The 22,092-nt window shown below is 64.6% G+C and carries 24 protein-coding genes and 1 tRNA gene; 14 read left to right on the forward strand and 11 right to left on the reverse strand.

Going from position 1 to position 22,092, the window contains the following annotated elements; all coding sequences use genetic code 11:
• Positions 1–94: 94 nt before the first annotated feature.
• Together L5849_RS06505 and recR are read right to left on the reverse strand one after the other, a co-directional pair.
• Positions 95–667: a peptide deformylase gene (locus L5849_RS06505; RefSeq protein WP_236924905.1), complete on the reverse strand. Its 573-nt coding sequence runs from the start codon at positions 665–667 to the stop codon at positions 95–97.
• 213 nt (positions 668–880) lie between these two features.
• Positions 881–1,477: a recombination mediator RecR gene (gene recR / locus L5849_RS06510; RefSeq protein WP_236925076.1), complete on the reverse strand. Its 597-nt coding sequence runs from the start codon at positions 1,475–1,477 to the stop codon at positions 881–883.
• Positions 1,478–1,520: 43 nt separating this feature from the next.
• Here recR and fmt point away from each other — a divergent pair, with 43 nt between their 5' ends.
• From fmt to L5849_RS06525, 3 genes are all read left to right on the forward strand, one after another.
• Positions 1,521–2,429 carry a methionyl-tRNA formyltransferase gene (fmt, locus tag L5849_RS06515; RefSeq protein ID WP_236924906.1) on the forward strand — a complete coding sequence of 303 codons (909 nt, stop codon included), beginning with the start codon at positions 1,521–1,523 and terminating at the stop codon, positions 2,427–2,429.
• A 103-nt stretch (positions 2,430–2,532) separates the two neighbouring features.
• A complete protein-coding gene (truA, locus tag L5849_RS06520) occupies positions 2,533–3,282 on the forward strand; it encodes a tRNA pseudouridine(38-40) synthase TruA (protein ID WP_236924907.1) in 750 nt (249 codons plus the stop codon).
• Positions 3,283–3,360: 78 nt separating this feature from the next.
• Positions 3,361–4,473, forward strand: a complete 1,113-nt coding sequence (locus L5849_RS06525) for a zinc-binding dehydrogenase (RefSeq protein WP_236924908.1) — start codon at positions 3,361–3,363, stop codon at positions 4,471–4,473.
• A 99-nt stretch (positions 4,474–4,572) separates the two neighbouring features.
• Here the strand turns inward: L5849_RS06525 and L5849_RS06530 are convergent, their stop codons facing one another.
• Complete coding sequence (locus L5849_RS06530) at positions 4,573–5,550, reverse strand: asparaginase (RefSeq protein ID WP_236924909.1); 978 nt, start codon at positions 5,548–5,550, stop codon at positions 4,573–4,575.
• A gap of 100 nt (positions 5,551–5,650) precedes the next feature.
• Between L5849_RS06530 and L5849_RS06535 the strand changes: the two genes are divergently transcribed.
• Positions 5,651–5,726: transfer RNA gene (locus L5849_RS06535), tRNA-Val, on the forward strand.
• Between the two features lie 22 nt (positions 5,727–5,748).
• On the opposite strand, the gene L5849_RS06540 is transcribed toward L5849_RS06535, so the two are convergent.
• Complete coding sequence (locus L5849_RS06540) at positions 5,749–6,306, reverse strand: TlpA disulfide reductase family protein (RefSeq protein WP_306664123.1); 558 nt, start codon at positions 6,304–6,306, stop codon at positions 5,749–5,751.
• A gap of 16 nt (positions 6,307–6,322) precedes the next feature.
• Here L5849_RS06540 and argH point away from each other — a divergent pair, with 16 nt between their 5' ends.
• From argH to L5849_RS06560, 4 genes are all read left to right on the forward strand, one after another.
• Entirely contained in the window at positions 6,323–7,699 is a 1,377-nt protein-coding gene (gene argH / locus L5849_RS06545) for an argininosuccinate lyase (protein ID WP_236925078.1), read from the forward strand.
• The gene (locus L5849_RS06550; protein ID WP_115416224.1) at positions 7,699–7,935 is read left to right on the forward strand and encodes a lipoprotein; all 237 of its coding nucleotides are present in this window, start codon (positions 7,699–7,701) and stop codon (positions 7,933–7,935) included. Before argH ends, L5849_RS06550 begins: the two co-directional genes overlap by 1 nt.
• 61 nt (positions 7,936–7,996) lie before the next feature.
• Positions 7,997–9,259 carry a diaminopimelate decarboxylase gene (gene lysA, locus L5849_RS06555; protein ID WP_115416223.1) on the forward strand — a complete coding sequence of 421 codons (1,263 nt, stop codon included), beginning with the start codon at positions 7,997–7,999 and terminating at the stop codon, positions 9,257–9,259.
• Positions 9,260–9,271: 12 nt separating this feature from the next.
• A complete protein-coding gene (locus L5849_RS06560) occupies positions 9,272–10,078 on the forward strand; it encodes a bifunctional precorrin-2 dehydrogenase/sirohydrochlorin ferrochelatase (protein ID WP_115416222.1) in 807 nt (268 codons plus the stop codon).
• On the opposite strand, the gene L5849_RS06565 is transcribed toward L5849_RS06560, so the two are convergent.
• Positions 10,036–11,007, reverse strand: a complete 972-nt coding sequence (locus L5849_RS06565) for a MarR family transcriptional regulator (RefSeq protein ID WP_115417826.1) — start codon at positions 11,005–11,007, stop codon at positions 10,036–10,038. The genes L5849_RS06560 and L5849_RS06565 overlap by 43 nt on opposite strands.
• A gap of 122 nt (positions 11,008–11,129) precedes the next feature.
• Between L5849_RS06565 and L5849_RS06570 the strand changes: the two genes are divergently transcribed.
• Together L5849_RS06570 and L5849_RS06575 are read left to right on the forward strand one after the other, a co-directional pair.
• Complete coding sequence (locus L5849_RS06570; protein ID WP_236924910.1) at positions 11,130–11,696, forward strand: RNA polymerase sigma factor; 567 nt, start codon at positions 11,130–11,132, stop codon at positions 11,694–11,696.
• Positions 11,693–12,067, forward strand: a complete 375-nt coding sequence (locus tag L5849_RS06575) for a DUF6768 family protein (protein ID WP_115416220.1) — start codon at positions 11,693–11,695, stop codon at positions 12,065–12,067. The genes L5849_RS06570 and L5849_RS06575 overlap by 4 nt, the downstream gene beginning before the upstream one ends.
• On the opposite strand, the gene L5849_RS06580 is transcribed toward L5849_RS06575, so the two are convergent.
• The 3 genes from L5849_RS06580 to L5849_RS06590 all read right to left on the reverse strand — a co-directional run bounded on the left by L5849_RS06580 (position 12,064) and on the right by L5849_RS06590 (position 14,992).
• A complete protein-coding gene (locus L5849_RS06580) occupies positions 12,064–12,576 on the reverse strand; it encodes a murein L,D-transpeptidase family protein (protein ID WP_115417825.1) in 513 nt (170 codons plus the stop codon). The two genes, L5849_RS06575 and L5849_RS06580, sit on opposite strands and share 4 nt — an antisense overlap.
• Before the next feature lie 29 nt (positions 12,577–12,605).
• Positions 12,606–13,895, reverse strand: a complete 1,290-nt coding sequence (locus L5849_RS06585; protein ID WP_115416219.1) for an adenylosuccinate synthase — start codon at positions 13,893–13,895, stop codon at positions 12,606–12,608.
• A gap of 170 nt (positions 13,896–14,065) precedes the next feature.
• Positions 14,066–14,992, reverse strand: a complete 927-nt coding sequence (locus L5849_RS06590; RefSeq protein WP_236924911.1) for a hypothetical protein — start codon at positions 14,990–14,992, stop codon at positions 14,066–14,068.
• Between the two features lie 68 nt (positions 14,993–15,060).
• Here L5849_RS06590 and L5849_RS06595 point away from each other — a divergent pair, with 68 nt between their 5' ends.
• The 4 genes from L5849_RS06595 to L5849_RS06610 are packed head-to-tail and all read left to right on the forward strand — an operon-like array spanning position 15,061 to position 18,035.
• On the forward strand, positions 15,061–15,558 hold the full coding sequence (locus L5849_RS06595) for an Rrf2 family transcriptional regulator (protein WP_236924912.1): 498 nt from the start codon (positions 15,061–15,063) through the stop codon (positions 15,556–15,558).
• 51 nt (positions 15,559–15,609) lie between these two features.
• Positions 15,610–16,428, forward strand: a complete 819-nt coding sequence (locus L5849_RS06600) for an aldo/keto reductase (RefSeq protein ID WP_236924913.1) — start codon at positions 15,610–15,612, stop codon at positions 16,426–16,428.
• Positions 16,429–16,474: 46 nt separating this feature from the next.
• The gene (locus L5849_RS06605) at positions 16,475–17,437 is read left to right on the forward strand and encodes a rhodanese-related sulfurtransferase (protein WP_236924914.1); all 963 of its coding nucleotides are present in this window, start codon (positions 16,475–16,477) and stop codon (positions 17,435–17,437) included.
• On the forward strand, positions 17,430–18,035 hold the full coding sequence (locus tag L5849_RS06610; RefSeq protein ID WP_236924915.1) for a glutathione S-transferase: 606 nt from the start codon (positions 17,430–17,432) through the stop codon (positions 18,033–18,035). The genes L5849_RS06605 and L5849_RS06610 overlap by 8 nt, the downstream gene beginning before the upstream one ends.
• Here L5849_RS06610 and L5849_RS06615 read toward each other — a convergent pair.
• The 3 genes from L5849_RS06615 to L5849_RS06625 form a co-directional block, all read right to left on the reverse strand.
• Positions 18,032–19,144: an ATP phosphoribosyltransferase regulatory subunit gene (locus L5849_RS06615; protein ID WP_236924916.1), complete on the reverse strand. Its 1,113-nt coding sequence runs from the start codon at positions 19,142–19,144 to the stop codon at positions 18,032–18,034. The genes L5849_RS06610 and L5849_RS06615 overlap by 4 nt on opposite strands.
• A gap of 103 nt (positions 19,145–19,247) precedes the next feature.
• Complete coding sequence (gene serA / locus L5849_RS06620) at positions 19,248–20,831, reverse strand: phosphoglycerate dehydrogenase (RefSeq protein ID WP_236924917.1); 1,584 nt, start codon at positions 20,829–20,831, stop codon at positions 19,248–19,250.
• A 97-nt stretch (positions 20,832–20,928) separates the two neighbouring features.
• Positions 20,929–22,086 carry a phosphoserine transaminase gene (locus L5849_RS06625; RefSeq protein WP_115416212.1) on the reverse strand — a complete coding sequence of 386 codons (1,158 nt, stop codon included), beginning with the start codon at positions 22,084–22,086 and terminating at the stop codon, positions 20,929–20,931.
• Positions 22,087–22,092 lie beyond the last annotated feature (6 nt).

Genomic DNA, 22,092 nt, shown 5'->3' on the forward strand with positions numbered 1-22,092 from the left:
GGCTTGCTTGCGCCGACTCAGCTACCGCGAAGACAAGCGGGACCCCGGATCAAGTCCGGGGTGACGATGATTGGGTACGGCGAGAGAGGCGGATTTACGCCGCTTCGCGCAGCTTCTTGAGCTTCTTCAGCGCCATGTTGCGCTTGAGGCGCGAGAGGTGGTCGATGAAGAGGATACCTTCGAGATGGTCCATCTCATGCTGGAGGCAGGTGGCCATCAGCCCGTCCAGGTCTTCTTCATGGGTCTCGCCCTCGAGGTCCTGATAGCGCACGCGGCAGGTCGCCGGGCGATCGACATCGGCGAAGATGTCGGGGACCGAGAGACAGCCTTCCTGGTAGGTCGCAAGTTCATCCGCCGGGTCGAGGATTTCCGGGTTGATGAAGACGCGCGGTTCTTTCTTCACCGGATAGTGCACATGCTCGTGACCGTCATGGTTGCAAGGTTCGGGCTCGGCGTCGGTATCCTCGGGCTGGAGGTCGATCACCAGCACGCGCTTGGGCACGCCGACCTGAATCGCGGCAAGACCGATGCCAGGCGCGGCATACATGGTTTCGAACATGTCGGAGACGAGGGTGTTCAATTCGTCGCCGAATTCGTCGGGTTCGACCTTCGTAGACACGGTCTTGAGCCGGGGGTCCGGCACTTCGAGGATTTCACGGATAGCCATATGCGGCTCAGATAGGCGCGAGCGCGAGATTCTTCAATTGTTCGTTGCGTGAGTTCATTGCGTGCGGGAAGCGCCTCCGCGCTTCCCTTGCGGCTGCACCGGCCCACTCCCCCACCCGGCCACCCATAAGATACCGTGCCGTGGGCGGCCGGGTGGGGGAGTGGGCCGGTGCAGCAAGCCTTCGACGGAGGTCGAAGGCGCACCCGACAAAACCTACCCCACCGGCCTTCTGGCTCTCAATGCCTGCGCCAGCGTGCCCTCGTCGAGATAATCCAGCTCGCCGCCGACAGGCAGGCCATGGGCGAGCTGCGTGATCCGCACCGGATGCTCCTCCAGCCGTTCGGCGAGGTAGTGGGCGGTGGTCTGACCCTCCAGCGTGGCGTTCATGGCGAGGACGATCTCGTCGATCCCACCCTCCTCCACACGCGCCAGCAGCGAAGCGATGTTGAGGTCCTCCGGCCGCACACCGTCGAGCGCGGACAGCTTGCCGCCGAGCACATGGTACTTGCCGGTGAACAGCTTCGCCCGGTCGAGCGCCCAGAGATCGGCGACGTCCTCGACCACGCAGAGCGATTTCGTGTCGCGGCGCGGGTCTGCGCAGATGGCGCAGGGATTGGTGGTGTCGACATTGCCGCAGGTGTCGCATTCGACCAGCGCTTCGCCCACCGTCGCCAGCGCCTCGAGCAGCGCGGGCAGCGCGCTTTCGCGGCGTTTGACCAGCCACAGCACCGCACGCCGCGCCGAACGCGGGCCGAGGCCGGGCAGGCGAGCGAGCGCGGCTGCGAGGGTTTCGATCTCTTGCGATGCCATGAGGCGACAGATAGGGGCCGCAGCGAAACAGAGAAAGGCCGTCATGCGCATTATCTTCATGGGATCGCCCGATTTCGCGGTGCCGACGCTGCAGGCACTGGTCGATGCGGCGCATGAGGTGGTGTGCGTCTACACCCAGCCGCCGCGCCCCGGCGGGCGACGCGGCAAGGAGTTGACGAAGACGCCGGTGCACCAGCGCGCCAGCGACCTGGGCATCGAGGTGCGGCATCCCAAGTCACTCAAACCCGCCGAGGAGCAGGAGGCCTTCGCCGCGCTCGATGCCGATGTGGCGGTGGTTGCCGCTTATGGCCTGATCCTGCCGCAGGCGATCCTCGACGCGCCGAAGCACGGCTGCCTCAACGTCCATGCCTCGATCCTGCCGCGCTGGCGCGGTGCCGCGCCGATCCACCGCGCGGTGATGGCGGGCGACCCGGTGACCGGCGTCACGATCATGCAGATGGAGGCGGGCCTCGACACCGGCCCCATGCTCGCCTTCGCGCGCACCCCGATCGAGGACAAGACCACCGGCGAGCTGACCGAGGAGCTGGCCGAAATCGGCGCGCAATTGATGGTCGGCACGCTGATCGATTTCGGCGTCCTTCACCCGCTTCCCCAGGACGATGCGGAGGCGACCTACGCCGCCAAGATCGACAAGGCCGAGGCGCGGATCGACTGGAACCGCCCTGCCGAGGAGGTGGTTCGGCATGTCCACGGCCTGTCCCCCTTCCCCGGCGCGTGGTTCGAACTGGGCGGCGCGCGCGTCAAGCTGCTGCGCGCCGAGGTGGTCGAGGGTTCGGGAACGCCTGGCGAAGTGCTCGACGACCGGCTGGCGATCACCTGCAAGGAGGGCGCGATCCGCCCGCTCGAACTGCAGCGCGCGGGCAAGCCGGCGATGGACCTCGACACCTTCCTGCGCGGCAATGCCGTGGCAAAGGGGACCACGCTGGCGTGACCACTCCCCCTCCCCCGTCATCCCAGCGAAAGCTGGGATCTCTCGCAACGAGGCGCGAAGCCGGTGACGATCCCAGCTTTCGCTGGGATGACGGACTTGCCTTATGACCCGCTTCGCCCTGACTCTCGAATTCGACGGTACGCCCTTTTACGGGCTCCAGCGCCAGAAGGACGGACCCAGCGTGCAGCAGGCGGTGGAGGAAGCCGCTTTCCGCATACTCGGCGAGGAGGTGCGGCTGCACAGCGCGGGACGGACGGACACCGGCGTCCACGCACTCGCCATGCGCAGCCACATGGATGTCGAGAAGGAAATCAAGCCTTTCCGATTGATGGAGGCGCTGAACGCCCATCTGCGGCCCGATCCGATCGCGGTGACGCATTGCGAGGTGGTGCCGGGTGACTGGCATGCGCGCTTCTCCTGCACGGGGCGATCCTATGTCTATCGCATTGCCAACCGCCGTGCGCCGCTGACGCTCGACCTCGACCGCGCCTGGCAGATTGGCACCCCGCTCGACCACGAGGCGATGCACCGCGCCGCTCAGGCGCTGGTCGGCCTCCATGATTTCACCACCTTCCGCTCGGCCCACTGCCAGTCGGACAGCCCGGTCAAGACGCTCGACCGGCTCGATGTCGAACGCCAGGGCGGCGAGGTACGCATCCATGCCGAGGCGCGCAGCTTCCTGCACCACCAGGTCCGCAGCATGGTCGGCTGCCTGGCGCTGGTCGGCATGGGCCGCTGGCGCGAGGAACAGGTGGCCGAGGCGCTGGCGGCACGCGACCGGCAGGCGCTTGGTCTCAACGCGCCGCCGCACGGGCTCTATTTCGTCCGCGCGATCTATCCCGAAGACGCTTGACGCAACGTCGCCCTAGCCAAGCGTGCGGCAGCGAGGTAGCGATGCTCCATAAACCGGATTCGAATATGGAGAATGGACATGCCAACCACCGGAAAGCAGCTTTTCACTACTCTTGAAAGCGACGGTACGCTTACGGTCGAAATCGCGAACAGCGAGTTTCGCGATCCCACGGGCAATCAAGTGCTGGTCAAGATGGAAGCTGCGCCGATCAACCCTTCGGACCTCGCGATCCTGACCGGCGCGGCCGATTTCGAGAATGCCGAATACTCGCCCGGCAAGGTCGTCGCCAAGATGCCCGAACCGTTCAATTCGGGGCAGAAGGCGCGCCACGGCCAACGTCTTCCGGCAGGCAATGAAGGTGCCGGCACCGTCGTCGCCACGGGTGACAGCGACATGGCCAAGGCGCTGATGGGCCAGCGCGTCGCCTGCGTACCGGGCAGCGCCTATGCCGAATACGCCATTGCCGACGCCGCCATGTGCCTGCCGCTGGGCGATCACAGCGCCGAGGCCGGTGCATCGAGCTTCGTCAATCCGATGACCGCTCTGGGCTTTGCCGAAAATGCCAAGATGGACGGCCAGAAGGCGATCCTGCACACGGTCGGCGCCTCGAACCTGGGGCAGATGCTGGTCAGGATCTGCCAGGAAGACGGGCTGGACCTCGTCAACATCGTGCGCAAGCAGGAGCATGTGGACCTGCTCACCGGGCTCGGCGCGAAGCACGTGGTCAATTCCTCGGACGAGAACTTCTTCGCCAATCTCAAGGCGACCATCGACGAAACCAACGCCTTTTACGGCTTCGACCCGATCGGCGGCGGCCAGATGGTCGACACCTGCTTCAAGGCGATGGAGCAGGTCGCGGTTTCGAAGATGACCGAGTATTCGCGCTACGGTTCGAACCAGGCGAAGCGCATGTTTATCTATGGCCGCCTCGACTTTTCGCCGACCACGCTGACGCCCTCCTACGGCTTCGGCTGGACGCTGTCGGGCTGGCTGCTGACCCCGTTCCTGCAGCATGCGGGCATGGAAACCGTGATGCGGATGCGCAAGCGCGTGCTCGACAACCTCACCACCACCTTCGCCAGCAGCTACAAGACCAAGGTCGATCTCGAAGGCATGCTGACCAGGGACGCGATCCTCGACTATCGCCAGATGAAGACGGGCGAGAAATATCTCGTCGTGCCGAACGGATAACCTCCGGAGCAGTCATTGCGAGCGAAGCGAAGCAATCCAGGGCCGGTCGGTACCACTCTGGATTGCCGCGCGGCTTCGCCGCTCGCAATGACGTGATCGCTAGCGGGCGTCGAAGGCGCGCTGGATGGCGGCGGGGTCGGTCTCGCCGCCCGCCAGCAGCAATTGCAGCAGAATGCGCGCCTTTTGCGGATTGAGCGCGCGCGCGGCGACGAAGCGGTTTTCGCTATCTTCTGGCTCGCGGTCGACAAGGCCCTCGTCGGCGCGGCTTGCACGAACCACGGGGATGCCGCGATGGGCGAACTTGACCAACTCGGTCCGCGCGCTCTCGGGCATATTGCCCTCGCCCACGCCCGCAACCACCACGCCGCGCGTGTTCTCGCCGATTTGTCGCCTCACGGCCGCCCCGTCGAGCCCTGCATGAGCGAAGACGACAATCACCTCGGGCAGTGTTTCGGGCCAGGCGAAGGCGGTCTGCGTTTCGCTGCGCCAAGGGGCACCGAACCATTCGAGCGAGGCGGGCGTTACCAGCCCGACCGATTCGCGCGGGAAGCCGCGAAACGCTTCGGTCCCGCGGGTGCGCACCTTGCGCACATCGCGCGCGGCGAACACGCGGTCGCCCATCACCACCAGCACCCCGCGCCCGGCGGCTTGCGCATCGCTCGCCACGCGCACGGCATTGGCGAAGTTCCTGAGCCCGTCATAACCGACCGCATCGGCGGGCCGCATTGCCCCGACCACCACCACCGGCTTGGCCGCAGGCAGTGTCAGGTCGAGCAAAAAGGCGGTTTCTTCCAGCGTATCGGTGCCATGTGTAACGATAATGCCCTGGCAATCCCCGTCTGCCAGCGCGGCCAGCGCGGCGATATGCAGCGAGTGCCAAGCATCCGGCCCAATATCCGCCGAATCGATATTGGCGATCTGCGTGCCCGACAGCTCGGCTTCGAGACCAAGCCCGCCGACGCGTTCGAGATAGTCCTCGATCCCGATCTCACCCGCGCGATAATCATGCGCGATGGCAGACCCGGCAATCCCGGCAATCGTGCCGCCGGTGGCGAGAACCGTGAGCTTTGTCGTCATGGCTGCACCGCCTAGCGCCGCCGATGCAAACTCGGCAATTGATTTTGACGATTTGGACGCTATGTGCAGCACACCGCCGACATGGCGGTTCCCGTGGTTGGGGCGATTAGCTCAGTTGGTAGAGCATCTCGTTTACACCGAGAGGGTCGGCAGTTCGAGCCTGTCATCGCCCACCACTTCCCGCAGATACGCCGAGCACTACTCCGCGATAGCCGCGTCGATGGCGGCGCGGGCCTCTTCCGACGACCAGTCGTAATCGCCCTGCACGCGCCAGACTTCGCGGCCGAGCGAATCGTAAAGCACCGTGGTCGGCATCATTCCGCCGCCGATCGCAAAGCCGAGTTCGTTCTGCGGGTCCATCCACGGTTCGAGCATGGCGAAATCGCCCTGCGCGAAGAACGGCTCCACCTTGTCCGCCCCCTGCATGTCCTGGCTGACGGTCAGGACCCTCAGGCGCCCCTCGTATTCGCTCGCCAGTTCGTCGAGCAGCGGCATCTCCTTGACGCAGGGTGCGCACCAGGTGGCCCAGAGATTCACTAATACGGGCATACCCTGCAACGCGCCGAGATTGAGCACGCGTCCATCGGTATCGGTGACATTGGCCGCCGGCATCAGCGTCCCTGCCTCGCTGGCGTCGATCCGGCCGGTTGGCGCGGATGAAGCGGTGCTTTCTTGCGTCGCATCGGACGCGCCCCTATCGCAGCCCGCGACAGCAAGACCGAGGGTAATGGCAAGCGTGAACGACAAGCGGGACAAGGAAAGCTCCAATTCGATGTGGGGCGGCAGGTTCGCCGAGGGGCCTAGCGCGATCATGCGCGAAATCAACGCCTCGATCCCCTTCGACAAGGCTCTCTGGCGCGAGGATATAGCGGGCAGCCGCGCGCATGTCGCCATGCTGGCCAAACAGGGCATCGTGAGTGAGGCCGACGCCAAGGCCATCGACGAGGGTCTTCAACAGATCGCGGGCGAATACGAGCGCGATGGGGTGCCCGAGGACTGGGATCTCGAAGACATCCACATGACCGTGGAAGCGCGGCTGACCGAAATCGTCGGCCCCGCCGCCGGGCGCCTCCATACCGCGCGCAGCCGCAACGATCAGGTGGCGACCGATTTCCGCATGTGGGTGCGCGTCGCCATGCAACGCGCCGTCGCCGGGATCGACGCCGTGCTGGGCGCGCTGGTAGTCCGGGCGGAAGAGCATGCGGACAGTATCATGCCCGGCTTCACGCATTTGCAGACCGCGCAGCCGGTGACGCTCGGCCATCACCTGCTGGCCTATTTCGAGATGCTGATGCGCGACCGTTCGCGCTTTGCCGATGCGCTGACGCGGCTGGACGAGTGCCCGCTGGGTTCGGCGGCGCTCGCGGGCACCGGATTCGATCTCGATCGCGACATGACCGCCGCAGCGCTCGGTTTTGCAAGGCCGACGCGCAACAGCCTCGATGCCGTATCCGATCGCGATTTCGCGCTCGATTACCTGATGGCGGCGAGCCAGTGCTCGCTGCATCTCAGCCGTCTGGCGGAAGAGTTCATCATCTGGGCGAGCCAGCCCTTCGGCTTCGTCAAGCTGCCCGATACGCTCTCGACCGGCAGTTCGATCATGCCGCAAAAACGCAATCCCGACGCCGCCGAACTGGTGCGCGGCCATGCGGGCCGAGTGATCGGCTGCGCTACCAGCCTGATGGTCACGATGAAGGGCCTGCCCCTAGCCTATTCGAAGGACATGCAGGACGACAAGCCGCCGGTTTTCGAAGCGGCGGGCCTGATCGACCTGAGCCTCGCCGCCATGGCGGGGATGGTGGCCGATAGCAGGTTCGATACCGTCCGGATGCGCAAGGCGGCCGAGGCCGGGCACGCCACCGCCACGGACCTTGCCGACTGGCTGGTGCGGCAAGCGGACATCCCGTTCCGCGAGGCGCATCACATCACCGGCGCGGCGGTCAAGCTGGCGGACGAGAAAGGTGTCGCGCTAGACGGCCTGGCCATCGACGATCTCACGGCGATCGACCCCCGCATCGACGAGCGCGTGTTCGATGCACTGTCGGTCGATGCCTCGGTCGCGGCGCGCGCTTCCTATGGCGGCACGGCGCCGGTTCGCGTAAGGGAGCAGGTGGCCGCGGCGAAGCAGCGCCTCGGGATGGAGGATTGATGCGTTACCGGGTCACACTTGTCGCCGCACTAATGCTGGGCGCCTGCGGGCAGAAAGCCCCGCTCGAACCCGTGGAAGGCGCCTCGCTGCCCCCGGCTCCCTATGGCGCGGCGGTGCAGCCCGATGCCGACGAGCTGCTCGTGCTCGATCCCGAAGCGGCACCGGCTCGCAATGTCGAATTGCGCACCCGGTCGGAAGAACGCGAAGACGATCCCTTCGACCTCCCGCCCGAGTGATATCAAGATAACAAGCAAGCCTTGCTCGACATAGGCGCGGGCTTTCGGCACAGGCGCGCGCATGGATCATTTCCAGCATCGAGACGGCGTGCTGTACGCCGAAGACGTTCCCCTGCCGCGCATTGCCGAGGAAGTGGGGACCCCTGTCTATGTCTATTCGCGCGCGACGCTGGAACGGCACGCGCGCGTATTCCGCGAGGCGCTTTCCGGCCTCGACGATCCGCACATCGCCTTTGCGGTGAAGGCCAATCCCAATCTTGCCGTGCTGAAGATCCTCGCGAACGAGGGGTACGGCGCCGATGTCGTCTCGGGCGGGGAGCTGACACGCGCACTGGCTGCCGGAATGAAGCCGGAAGACATCGTGTTTTCGGGCGTCGGCAAAACCCATGCCGAATTGCTGCAGGGTCTCGATGAAGGCATTGGCCAGTTCAACATCGAGAGCGAGGAAGAGGGTTACGAACTGGCCGCCATCGCCCGGCGTCACGGCAAGCGCGCCGCCTGTGCGCTACGGGTCAATCCCGATGTCGATGCGCGCACGCATGAAAAGATTTCGACCGGCAAACGCGAAAACAAATTCGGTGTCCCGCTGGATCGCGCGGCGGAAATCTATGCGGGGCTGGCGCGTGAAGATGGCCTCGATATGCGCGGTATCGCGGTTCATATCGGCAGTCAGCTTTCCTCGCTGGAGCCGCTGGAAACCGCTTTCGTCAAGGTCGGCACACTGATTGCCGAATTGCGCGACAAGGGTTGCGCGGTGACGCACGCCGATCTCGGCGGCGGGCTCGGCGTGCCTTACAAGGCGGGCGAACAATTGCCCGCCCCCGCCGATTATGGCGCGATGGTGGCGCGCGTCACCAAGGGCTGGAATGTCCGTCTCATGTTCGAACCCGGCCGCGTGATCGCCGGCAATGCAGGCGTATTGCTGACCCGCGTGATCCGCTCGAAGCGCAGCGGAAACGGCCCTCCCTTCGTCGTCGTCGATGCGGCGATGAACGACCTTGCGCGGCCTGCCATGTACGGCGCCTGGCACGATTTCGAAGCAGTGGAGCCCACGGGCGAGAAAATGACCGCGCATATCGTCGGCCCGATCTGCGAAACGGGCGATACCTTTGCCATGGACCGCGAATGCGATGCCCTGGTAGCTGGAGACCTGGCGGTTTTTCGTACTGCCGGAGCCTATGGCGCGACCATGGCCTCGTCGTACAATTCGCGCGGCTTCGTGGCCGAAACGCTGGTCGACGGCGACCGCTACGCCGTGGTCGCCGACCGGATCGCGGCCAGTGCGATCATGGATGCGGAGCGCGTTCCGGAATGGCTCGGCTGATGCGCCGGTACCATGCATAGCCTTCCTCTCTTCCACCGCATCCGCGGAGAGCGGGTGGTGGTCGTGGGGACGGGCGACATGGCTGCGGCGAAGGCCCGGCTGGTGGAGCGTTCCGGGGGCCTGCCCTGCCCCGAAACCGAAGCCCATCACGCGAGGATCGCTTTCGTCGCGCTCGAGGACAGCCGCGCTGCAGAGGCGGCCGCTCTGCGACTCAAGCGCGCGGGGCTGCTGGTGAACGTCGCCGACAGGCCCGATTTGTGCGATTTCACTCTGCCGAGTGTGCTCGACCGCGATCCGGTGCTGGTGGCGGTGAGCACGGGCGGTGCCTCGGCAGGGCTTGCCAAGCACCTGCGGCTGCGGCTGGAGGCGATTCTGCCCCAATCGCTAGGACCGCTGGCGACGGCACTGGCAGCAGCGCGCGATGCCATCCGTGCCCGCTTCCCCGATGGCAATGCGCGGCGACGGGCGATCGACACCGCTTTGCAGGAAGGGGGCGCGCTCGATCCATTCGCGAACTTCGAGGCCGGGACAGTGCAGCAATGGCTGGCCGCGAGGAACGCGACCAAGCGGAGCGAAGTGCTGGATTTCACGCTGACCAGCAGCGATCCCGAGGAACTGACACTGCGGCAGGCACGCGCGTTGGGCATGGCCGATACCGTATTGCACGATCCGCAGGTGTCCGAAGAAGTGCTGGTCCGGGCGCGCGCCGACGCGGTGCGCGCGGCGCTTCCCGCCACGCCGCCGGAAGATGGGCTGACCGTCATCCTGAGACTGGGTCAGATAACCGCCAGTTCCCCGGCACGCACTTCGGCGAAATAGCGCGCCATTGCATCGGCAGTGTTGTCGGCCAACGCAATATAGGCTCGGCGGCGATCGTGCGGGTCGGAAACCCGCACCAGGAGATCGGCATCGACCATCTGGCCGATCCAGCGCAGCGCAGTCGTCGCCGGGACCCCGGCCGCAATACACAGCGAGGTGACGCTGACCTGCTGCCGCTCAGCCCGTGCAGCCGCCAGATCGAGCAATATGTCCCAGGCGGGATCGGCGAAGTGGTCGGCATCGAAATAACGCGCGCGCAACTGGCGGGCCTTGATCAACCGCCGGATGACGGCAGCATCGGGAAGGCGGGGACGGTCATCGTCCTTACGGGTCGGCTCATATTCGTGCCCCTCGCCCTGCCAAGCCGTGGTCGGCGCTTCGAAGCGGAACGCCCCGCCCCCTTCGCGCTGGCCGGGCGAGAGCATCTCGAGCCGTTCCGCAAGCCGACCGACCTGCTCGGTCAGGCGCAAAAGCATGATCCGGTCCTCCTCGCCCATTTCGCGCAATCGCAGATTGGAAATGCGCGCCAGCACCCGGCCGATGGCGATCACCCGTTCGGCCCTTCCGGGATCGACGAGGATCTGCGGAGACGACATGGAAAAGCAAGCGAACACGCTGTCGAGCGCGGCCATTGTTGTCGAAACCACCATCTGTGCGCCCGCCTTGCCGCCGCGCATGTCGAGCCGGGAAAACAGCGCCAGCGCATCGGCACTCGCCTGCCCACAATCGATCAACACCAGATCGCCCAGCGCGGCGAGCGGTCCCTGTGCATACTCCTCCAGACTGCAACATTCGAGGAGGCGGAATCCGGCCGCCAATGCATCTTCACGCATTTCGGCGCGAACATGATCGCGATCCGCCAGCACGGTCACCGAAAGCCGACTGCCGGAAGAATCGCTTACCGGTTCGTAGCTGAAATTGGCCTGCATCGAGTCGCACTCCTTGTTCGAACGAGAAACATAATGAGAACAAATACAGATCACGTCAAGAAGCGAGGCGAAAATCACTCGCCCGATTGAACCATTAGCCGTCTTGCTGCGACTATCGGATCATGAAGGGCCGGAACGCCAAAGCGCCGTCGGCGGAACGGCTCTACGACGAATTGCTCGTCACGCTGGTGCAATCGGGCGACCGGCGCGCCGGGGAGAGGCTGGCCATACGCTGGCAGCCACGATTGGCGCGCACCGCCCGTCGGCTTCTGGCCGATGACGAAGCGGCGCTGGGAGTGGTTCAGGAGACTTGGCTGTCGATCCTGCGCGGGGTCGAGGGCTTGCGCGATCCGACCCGCTTTGCGCCCTGGGCCTTCGGCATCCTGCGCCGACGATGCACGGATCATATCCGGAGGGCGCAGTCGAGCAGATTGCACAGGGCCGAGAGCGGGGAAGAGCCCGATCTGCCCGCCACGGCGGACGATGCATTGGCCATCCGTCAGGCCTTCGCTGCGCTACCCCGCGATCAGCGATTCGCCGCGCAACTGTTCTTCGTCGAAGGGCTCACCCTCGCCGAGATCGCCGAGGTGCAGCAAGTGCCGCTGGGCACCGCCAAGACGCGCCTCTTCCACGCTCGCCGCAAGCTGAAAGTGGCCCTGAGCGAAGACAAACCAGGAGAAGACCTATGACCGATATCGACGACCAGATTCGCACCGCGCTCGACGCGGACGACAGAGCATTTCTCGACCGGCTGGAGGAGGATCGCGGCATGTTCCGACAAATCGGCGATGCCATGGGCGGCGCGCTGGGCGGCTGGGCCAAGCTCATGGCGGTGGTATCCTTCGCCCTCGGTGCGGCAATGATCTACACGCTCTATCAGGCGCTCGTCGCACCTGACGTGCGCGAGACGGTGCTGTGGAGCCTCGCAACGATCGCGGCGCTGATTGCGCAGGGTTTCCTCAAGGAATGGTTTTTCAACCGCATGAACATGCTCACGGTCCTGCGCGAAGTGAAACGGCTGCAGGTGCAGTTGGCGATGCTGGAGGATCGGCGCGGTTAGGGCCTGATCTCTATCGGGGTTCCGTCGGGCACCAGGCTCCACAGCTCGGCGATCTCGGCATTCGAGAGCGCGATGCAGCCATCGGTCCAGTCGCCCGGCACCCGCTCGTCGAAGGGCAGGCCATTGGGCTGGCCGTGGATGAAGATCAGCCCGCCGGGAGAGCGGCCCCGGGCACGCGCATAGGCCCTGTCCCGCGCGTTGGGATAGTCGATATGCAGGCTGAGATAGAAGCTCGACTGCTCGTTGCCATAGGTGATCGTATACCGCCCTTCCGGGGTACGCTCATCCCCCTGAAAGCGTTTGTGGCCCATCGGCCGGTCACCATATTGCAGGCCAGAATAGCTTCGGATCACCCGGCCGCCCTGATACACCCACAATTTACGGTCCGACTTGTCGACGAGAACGAAATCCGCCCGCTCTCCCGCCCGCGCTTGCTGGGCATGGGCCTGCGATGCTGGCAACGCTGCTGCGGCAACTGCGATCGCTGAAGAGAGGGCGAGGCTGCGCATGATGGTTCCACCATAACGCGCAATTCCCATCAATCCATGAACGGATCGCGCATCAGGATCGTGTCGTCGCGCTCGGGGCTGGTGGAAACCAGCGCCACCGGCGTTTCGATCAGTTCCTGCACGCGCTGGATATACTTCACCGCATTGGCCGGAAGATCGGCGAAACTGCGCGCCCCGGCGGTGCTTTCGCTCCACCCCGGCATTGTCTCGTAGATCGGTTCGACTGCGGCTTGGTCGGCGGCATGGCTAGGGAAATAGTCCATGATCTTGCCGTTCAGGCGATAGCCGGTGCAGATCTTCACCTCGTCCATCCCGTCAAGGACGTCGATCTTGGTCAGCGCGATACCGGTTACACCGCTGATCGCGCAGGTCTGGCGCACCAGCACGGCATCGAACCAGCCCACCCTGCGCTGGCGTCCGGTAACGGTGCCGAATTCGTGGCCGCGCTCGCCAATGCCCTCGCCGACCTCGTCGTCGAGCTCGGTCGGGAAAGGCCCGCTGCCGACCCGTGTGGTGTAGGCCTTGACGATGCCGAGCACGAAGCCGGTGGAGTTGGGTCCAAGACCGCTGCCGGCTGCGGCGGTGCCGCTGACCGTGTTCGAGCTGGTGACGAAGGGATAGGTGCCGTGATCGATATCGAGCAGCACGCCCTGCGCGCCTTCGAACAGGATCTTGGCGCCCGCCTTGCGGACCTTTTTCAGGCGTTTCCAAACCGGCTGGGCGAATTGCAGTACGAAGGGCGCGATCTCGCGTAGCTGGGCGAGCAGTTCCTCGCGGTCGATCGGCGGCTGGTCGAAGCCTGCCCGCAGCGCGTCGTGATGCGCGCACAGGCGATCGAGCTGCGGTTCGAGATGGTCGAGATGCGCCAGGTCGCACACCCGGATCGCGCGGCGCCCCACCTTGTCCTCGTAAGCCGGGCCGATACCGCGGCCCGTGGTGCCGATCTTGCCGCTTCCGGCTGCCGTTTCGCGCAGACCGTCGAGGTCACGATGGATCGGCAGGATCAGCGGGCAATTGTCGGCGATGGCGAAGTTGTCAGGATTGATCTCGACGCCCTGGCCCTCGAGCTTCTCGACCTCGGCCTTGAGGTGCCAGGGATCGAGCACGACGCCGTTGCCGACAATACTCAGCGTGCCGGTGACGATCCCGCTGGGCAGCAGGGACAGCTTGTAGGTCTTGTCGCCTACGACGAGCGTGTGACCGGCGTTGTGCCCGCCCTGGAAGCGCACGACCGCGTCTGCCCGGCTGGCGAGCCAGTCGACGATCTTGCCCTTGCCCTCATCGCCCCACTGGGCACCGATTACGGTCACATTTGCCATGAATACGCCTTTTCCCCTGCCCGGGGATCCACAAGGTCCTTCGACAGGACTCGACCAAGGGATGGAATGGAGAAGCGGATAGCCGCTTCAAATGCGGTGCGCGGGTTAGGGGCCTGAAGGTGCCGCGTCAAGCCGCTCGCACAGGTACACCCATACAGGAAAGCGGGGGATCAGCCCGCGCGGGGAATGGTGCAGGCCGAGGCAAGGCCGAGCCCGCGCTTGATCGCGGGAAACAGCCGCCCGCTGGCCGCACCCAGCGCCAGCTCGGTGCGAACCTTGCGGCCGTAAAGCGCCTCGATCCGGTCCCCCAGCTCGGCCGCAGCGGCGACTTCGCCGGAGGATACGGCCATGCCGAAATCATAGGCCAGCGCATCCTCGTCGCAATCCGGCCTGCCCATCAGCGCGTTCTGGATGCGATCGGGATCGAGACCGTCGGCCAGAGCGAACTGACGGACGATCTCGACACAGGGGCCGCAATCCTCCACGCGGGTCGAGCCCAGCCGGGCCATGTGCAGCAGCGGCGCAGGCGCGTGATAGCGATGACCGGACAGCAGCATGGCGTGCTGGAATTTCTCGGTCGCGAAGCCCGCTGCCCGGTCGAGATCGTCCAGATAGGGTTCGGCCTTTCCGGCGACCTTGCGCATGATGGAGAGAAACAGGTGCTTGGGCAGGGGAACGGGCGAGATCCGCTGCCGGGCCACCTGCACTCCCACAGCGAGCAAGACCAGAAGCGGGGGACCGAGCACGCCGGGGGCATCCTGCCAGAAGACGTCCGGGCCGCAAATGCCGGTGGTCACTTCGTAAACATGGAAAGCCCCATGCGCGGCAAGCCAGCTCACGCCGATCAAGGCGGCTCCCCAACGAAGCGCAAGATTGGCCGACGCGAACAGCAACACCGCGCCCGAAACAATATAGGCAAGGCCGATATCGCCGATGAAGTGGCGATTGGCCGGCCCGGTTGTCTGGACGGTCTCCAGCGTGCCGTACCAGACCAGCGGGTCGGCCAGCATGAAGACGCCATTGGCCACCGCGAAAAGCGCGACCAGTGCGATCACCGCTTGCATCAGCCGGTCGAGGCCATCAGGTTTGCCCAGCATCGTACTTCTCCTTATATTTGGACATTGAATATCCATTTATAGGATTGCGCGCAAGAGGGATTGGACAAATGCGGATCAACAAGGGTGTCGAATGGGCTGCGCATGCCTGCGCGCTGCTGGCGCCCCTGTGGCCAGATCGCGGCCTGTCGCTGGCCGCGCTGGCCGAGTTTCACGGCGTTCCGGAACCCTATATGGCCAAACAGATGCAGGCCCTCGCCCGCGCGGGGATAGTCAATGGTGGGCGCGGTCGCAGCGGCTTCTACAGCCTGGCCCAGCCGCCCGCAGACATCTCTTTGCTCGATATTTTGCTGGCGGTCGATGGTGACGAACCGATGTTTCGCTGCACCGAAATCCGCCAGAACGGCCCCTGCGCCAGCAAGCCGGAGGACTGCAAGCTGCCCTGCAACATCGCCGCCGGTTTCGCGCAGGCGGAGGTCGCCTATCGCGAAAGCCTCGCGCGGATCGACCTCGTCACGCTGAACCGCAGCATCGCGGCGCAATTGGGACCTGCCAAGGTCGAACAGGCGGCCGGCTGGATCGCGGACAATCTGCGCTCGCGCGGCTGACCTGCCGGAAACAAGTCTCCGCTGCATGATTGATAAGGCAAAGGAGACACAATGACCGATTATCCCACACTCGCTCTCAACGACGGCCGCCAGATTCCGCAACTCGGCTTCGGCACCTGGCAAATCGAGGACGACCAGGCCGCTCAAGCGGTCGAAACCGCGCTCGACGTCGGGTACTGGCTGGTCGATACGGCCGCCATCTACCGGAACGAACGCGGCGTGGGCGACGGGATAGGCGGCTGGTCCGATATCTTCCTCCAGACCAAGATCTGGAACGAGAGCCAGGGCTACGACCGGACATTGAAGGCGGCCGACAAATGCCTCGAAAGGCTCGGCCGCGATCATGTCGACATGCTGTTGATCCACTGGCCCTGCCCGGACAAGAACCTGTTCGTGGACACATGGAAAGCGCTGATCGAACTGCGCGACCAGGGCAAGGCGAAATCGATCGGCGTATCGAACTTCCGCGAAGAGGATTTGAAACGCATCGTCGATGAAACAGGCGTCACGCCCGCACTCAACCAGATCGAACTGCACCCGAGCTTCCAGCAGCGCGAACTGCGCAAGGTGCACGATGACATGGGCATCGTCACGCAAAGCTGGTCGCCGCTCGGACAGGGCGGCGGCATGGACGCAGGCGCGATCCAGGAAATCGCGAGCGAAACCGGCCAGCCGCCAAGTGCAACGGTGCTGCGCTGGCACATTCAGCACGGGTTGTGCCCAATCCCCAAATCGACCAGCCGCGACCATATCGAGCAGAACTTCGCCGCACTGTCGTTCACATTGTCGGACAATCAGATGGCGCGGATCGACGCCCTCGACGATCCCGAAGGGCGGCTGGGACCTGATCCGGCGTCATTCGAGGGGTGAAGCGAGGGGGATGCAGCGCGCGCAAGGCGGTGCTAGGGGGCGCCGCGTGACCGACGACAAGAACAACCTCCCCATCCGCATTGCCGCGCTCTACCAGTTCGCGCGGTTCGACGATCCTGCCGCGATCAAGCCCGACTTGCTTGGCGCGATGGAAAAAGCAGGGGTGCGCGGCACTCTGTTGCTCGCACGCGAGGGGATCAACGGGACTATTGCAGGGAGGGACGGAGGGATCGAGGCGGTCCTCGACCATGTGCGGACCCTGCCCGGCTGCGCGGAAATCGAGGTCAAGGAATCGCGCGCGGCGGCCATGCCCTTCCACCGCACCAAGGTACGGCTGAAAAAAGAGATCGTGACCATGGGTCAGCCCGATCTCGATCCGCTGGCGGGTGTGGGCACCTATGTCGCGCCCGACGATTGGAACACGCTGATTTCCAATCCTGAAACGATACTGATCGATACGCGGAACGATTACGAAGTGCAGATCGGTACTTTCGAAGGTGCGATCGATCCCGAGACCAAGAGCTTCCGCGAATTTCCCGAGTGGTTCCGTGCCAAGCGCGCCGAGATCGAGGCGCAGGGTGGCTCGCCCAAGATCGCCATGTTCTGCACCGGCGGCATCCGCTGCGAGAAATCGACCGCTTTCGCTCGCGCCGAGGGTGTGAAGGAGGTGTACCACCTCAAGGGCGGCATTCTGAATTACCTCGAACATGTGCCCGAAGACGAAAGCCTGTGGCATGGCGAGTGCTTCGTCTTCGACGAGCGCGTGAGCGTGGGCCACGGCCTCAGGCTCGGCGACCATACACTCTGCCGCGCCTGCCGTCGCCCGCTGAATGCAGAGGACATGGGGCACGAACACTATGAGGAAGGCATAAGCTGCCATCGCTGCTGGGATGAGCGGACGGACGAACAGCGCGCGCGCTATGCCGAACGGCAGCGGCAGGAAATGCTCGCCGAGGCGCGCGGGCTGGAGCATGTCGGGCGGCGCGAGGAAGCGGACACCGATGGCTGACGCGGTGCTCTACAGCTTCCGCCGCTGTCCTTACGCCATGCGCGCCCGGATGGCGCTGAGCGTGAGCGGCGCGCGCTATGAGCACCGCGAAGTGGTGCTCCGCGACAAGCCGCCGCAGATGCTCGAAGTGTCGCCCAAAGGCACCGTTCCGGTGCTGGTGACGGCGGAGGGCGAGGTGCTGGAGGAAAGCCTGGACATCATGCGGTGGGCGCTTGGCCAGGGCGATCCCGAAGGCTGGCTGGACCGCGACGACCCCGCACTGGTCGAGACCAATGACGGCCCTTTCAAGCACCATCTCGACCGCTACAAATATGCCACGCGGTACGAGGATGTGGAGCCGGAGGAGCACCGCGCGGCCGCAATGGAAATTCTTGGACGGCTGGACCGGCGGCTGGATGAAAGCGCTTATCTCTGCGGCGCAAAACGCGGTTTCGCGGATATCGCCATTTTCCCGTTCATCCGCCAGTTCGCGAATGCCGACCGCGCCTGGTTCGACGCACAGGACTGGCCCCGGCTGCAAGCATGGCTGGCAAGGCTGGTCGATTCGGAGCTGTTTGCCGGGGTGATGCACAAGCATCCCCAGTGGAAGACCGCCTAGAGCGCCTTCGGCTCCTTGCCGTCGAGCACGTGCGAACAGCCGAGCGCGCCAGCATCGTCGCCATTGGACACCGCGGCAACCGTGCGCCAGCCGATCGCCCGCAGCCGCGCCGCCGCATCGCGATCGTGGCCCAGCGGCAGGAAGAGCTTTTGCGCTTCCTCCGTCTTCATCGGGGCCAGCGCATCGAGCAACGGGTCCATATAGAGCGAGAAGCCGGTCGCGGCCTCGTCGCTGCCCTTGATCGTATAGGTCCCGCCCCGACCCAGCGCGCCCCGCGCGCCTTCGCCATAGAGCGTAAAACCGAACCAGCTCTGATATTCGAAGCCGTGACGCTCGGTCGGGTCGAGCGTTACGCGGGCGCGGGCGCCGATGGCCTCTGCTACCGCGCGCAGCCCCTCGATGCGGCTGGCCAATACCCCGCCGGCATCCAGCGCGGCGAGCTTGGCAATCGCTTCGTCGAACGCACCGGTCGCGTAAAGCAGCGGCAGATACGCCTCGCCTCCCGCTTCGCGCAGGCCGCCCGCATCCTTGGTGTCGAGCTCTCGCCGAACCGCCTCGCGCTGCTCGGTATTCAGCGGCATCGCATCTTCCGCCAGCGTGTCGACGAGATCGGGTAGCGTGAAATCGACCGAGATAGTGGCAACGCCCGCCGCCTTGAGTGCATCGATAGCGACCGAAACGATCTCGGTTGCCGCCACGACGCTGTCGGCGCCGATCAGCTCCGCCCCCAATTGCAGCCGCTGGCGGGCCGGATCGAGCTGATCCGCGCTCAGGAAAGCGACATCGCCGGCATAGCACAGGCGCAGCGGGCGCGGGGCTGCGGCCATGCCGGTCGCGGCGATGCGACCGACCTGCACGGTCATGTCGCTGCGCAGGGCCAGTGTGCGCAGACTGTCGGGATCGGTGAAGCGCACCATCCGGCGCGTCGCCACACCATCCATCCGCCCGGCCAGAGAGCGTTCGAATTCCACCAATGGCGGCCGCACGCGATCGTAACCATGCCCGTCCATTGCATCGAGCACGGCACGCATGGCCGTGGTGATGGTGCGGGCACGATCGGGAAGAGCGTCTTCGAGGCCGACGGGCAGTAGGTCGTCAGGTGTGGTCATTGTTCCTCATTCGTCATCCCGGCCCATGAGCCGGGATCGCTTTCCTCCATGCGCCTAGCCAAGAGCGATCCCGGGTCAAGCCCGGGATGACGATCTGGGGGCGTCAGAATGCCAGAGGCATCACGACCTTCACGCCTTCGAGCGCGCAGGCCTGCTTGACAACTTCCTGCGGGATCGGCGCGTCGACGCTCAAGAGCAGCACCGCTTCTCCGCCCGCCTGGCGACGCCCGAGGTGGAACGTGCCGATGTTGATGCCGTTTTCGCCGAGCAACGTCCCGATCCGGCCGATGAAGCCCGGCGCGTCCTCGTTGACGATGTAAAGCATGTCGCCCGCCAGTTCCGCCTCGATGCCGACGCCGAACATTTCGACAAGGCGCGGCGCGTCGGTGCCGAACAGTGTGCCCGCGACCGAGCGGTCGCCCTGCTCGGTGCCCACGGTCACACGGATCAGCGTGTTGTAAGCGCCTTCCTTCTCATGCCGGACCGAACGGATATCGAGGCCGCGTTCCTTGGCAAGATAGGGCGCGTTGACCATGTTCACCGTGTCCGAATACTGGCGCATCAGGCCTGCCAGCACTGCGCCCTCGATCGGCTTGCCGGACAGGGCGGCTGCCGCGCCTTCGCGTTCGATCGAGATCTTGGTGAGATTGCCATGCGCCAATTGCCCGACGAGACTGCCGAGGTTTTCGGCCAGCTTCATATAGGGCCGCAGCTTGGGGGCCTCCTCGGCGCTCAGGCTGGGCATGTTGAGCGCATTGGTTACGCCGCCATTGACCAGGTAATCGGCCATCTGCTCGGCCACCTGCAGCGCGACATTGACCTGCGCCTCGGTGGTGCTGGCACCCAGATGCGGGGTCGAGATGAAGCCGGGCGTACCGAATAGCGGGCTTTCCTTGGCCGGTTCGTTCGCGAACACGTCGAGCGCGGCGCCGGCTACGTGGCCGTTTTCGAGCATGTCCTTGAGCGCCTCTTCGTCGATCAACCCGCCTCGCGCGCAATTGACGATACGCACGCCCTGCTTCGTCTTGGCGAGGTTCTCGCGGCTGAGGATATTGCGCGTCTCATCGGTCAGCGGCGTGTGCAACGTGATGAAATCGGCGCGGGCAAGCAGCGTATCGAGATCGACTTTCTCTATGCCCAGTTCGATCGCGCGATCTTCGGTCAGGAAGGGATCGTACGCGATGACCTTCATCCTGAGACCCTGCGCGCGGCTGGCGACGATGCTGCCGATATTGCCCGCACCGATCAGACCGAGCGTCTTGCCGGTGACTTCGACGCCCATGAAGTCGCTTTTGGGCCATTCGCCCTTCTGCGTGCGGGCATCGGCCGCCGGAATCTGGCGAGCCACGGCCATGATGAGCGCGATCGCATGTTCGGCGGTGGTAATCGAATTGCCGAACGGCGTGTTCATTACCACCACGCCCTTGCCGCTGGCATAGGGGATATCGACATTGTCGACACCGATGCCGGCACGGCCGATCACTTTGAGATTTTCGGCGGCATCGAGAATTTCGGGCGTGACCTTGGTCGCGCTGCGAATGGCGAGGCCATCATACTCGCCGATCACCGCCTTGAGTTCGTCCGGCGTCATGCCGGGCTTCACATCTACATCGCAGCCACGCTCTTCGAAAATGCGCGCGGCGTTCGGGTCCATCTTGTCCGAAATAAGGACTTTGGGTTTGGTCATGATTTTTCTCTCGTCATCCCAGCGAAAGCTGGGATCGCCATCAGTAATGTCGGGAAAAAGCGGATAGCGGTCCCAGCTTTCGCCGGGACGACGCCAATTATCCAGCCTTGACCTGCTCGTAGGCCCATTCGATCCAGGGCAGGAGGCGCTTCAAATCCTCCTGCTCGACCGTGCCGCCGCACCAGATGCGCAAGGACGGCGGAGCGTCGCGATAGCCGTTGAAGTCGTAACCGACGTCGCGATCTTCGAGCAGCTTGACGATTTTCTTGGGCACGGCAGCCTTCTCGTCATCGGGAAGGTTGTCGTACCACTCGCCCTGGAAGACCATGCAAATGCCGGTATTGGTCCGCTTTGCCGGGTCGGAAACCATGTTGCGCAACCACGGGGTTGCCTCGATCCAGTCGAGCACGATCTTGGCATTGGCATCCGCGCGTTCGAACATCGCCTTGCGGCCACCCATCGCCTGCGCCCATTCGAGCGCGTCGATGTAATCTTCGGTCGCCAGCATGGACGGCGTGTTGATCGTCGCGCCTTCGAAGATGCCCCTATTGATCTTGCCGCCCTTCTTGAGGCGGAAGAGCTTTGGCAGCGGCCATTCGGGATCGTATTCCTCGATCCGTTCAACCGCCTTGGGGCTGAGGATCAGCATGCCGTGCTGGGCTTCGCTGCCCATCACCTTTTGCCAGCTATAGGTCGTGGCATCGAGCTTGGCCCAGTCCATCTCCATCGCGAACACCGCGCTGGTGGCATCGTTGATCGTCACGCCTTCGCGGCCCTGGGCGAGCCAGTCCGTATTCGGGATCTTCGCGCCCGAAGTGGTCCCGTTCCAGGTAAAGACAACATCGTTGTCCTGCGGGATACTCGCCAGGTCGGGGATCTCGCCATATTCAGCGTCGAGCGTGGTGAGCTTGGGCAGCTTGAGCTGCTTTACCGCATCCTGAATCCACACATTGCCGAAGCTTTCCCATGCGGCGACCGTCGCCGGGCGATCCGGGCCGAGCATGTTCCACATCGCGCATTCGAGCGCGCCCGTATCCGAAGCCGGCATGATGCCGACCAGGTAATCTTGCGGAACGCCGAGCATCTCCTTCGACAGGTCGATGGCATATTTCAGCCGCGACTTGCCAAGGGCGCTGCGATGCGAGCGTCCGAGCGATTCGGTTTTGAGATTGGTGGCGGACCAGCCCTTGTGCTTGGCGGTCGGTCCGGACGAAAAGAAAGGGCGCTCAGGCTTGAGCGTCGGTTCGGCAGTCATGTATTC

Source organism: Erythrobacter sp. SN021 (genome assembly GCF_021864455.1).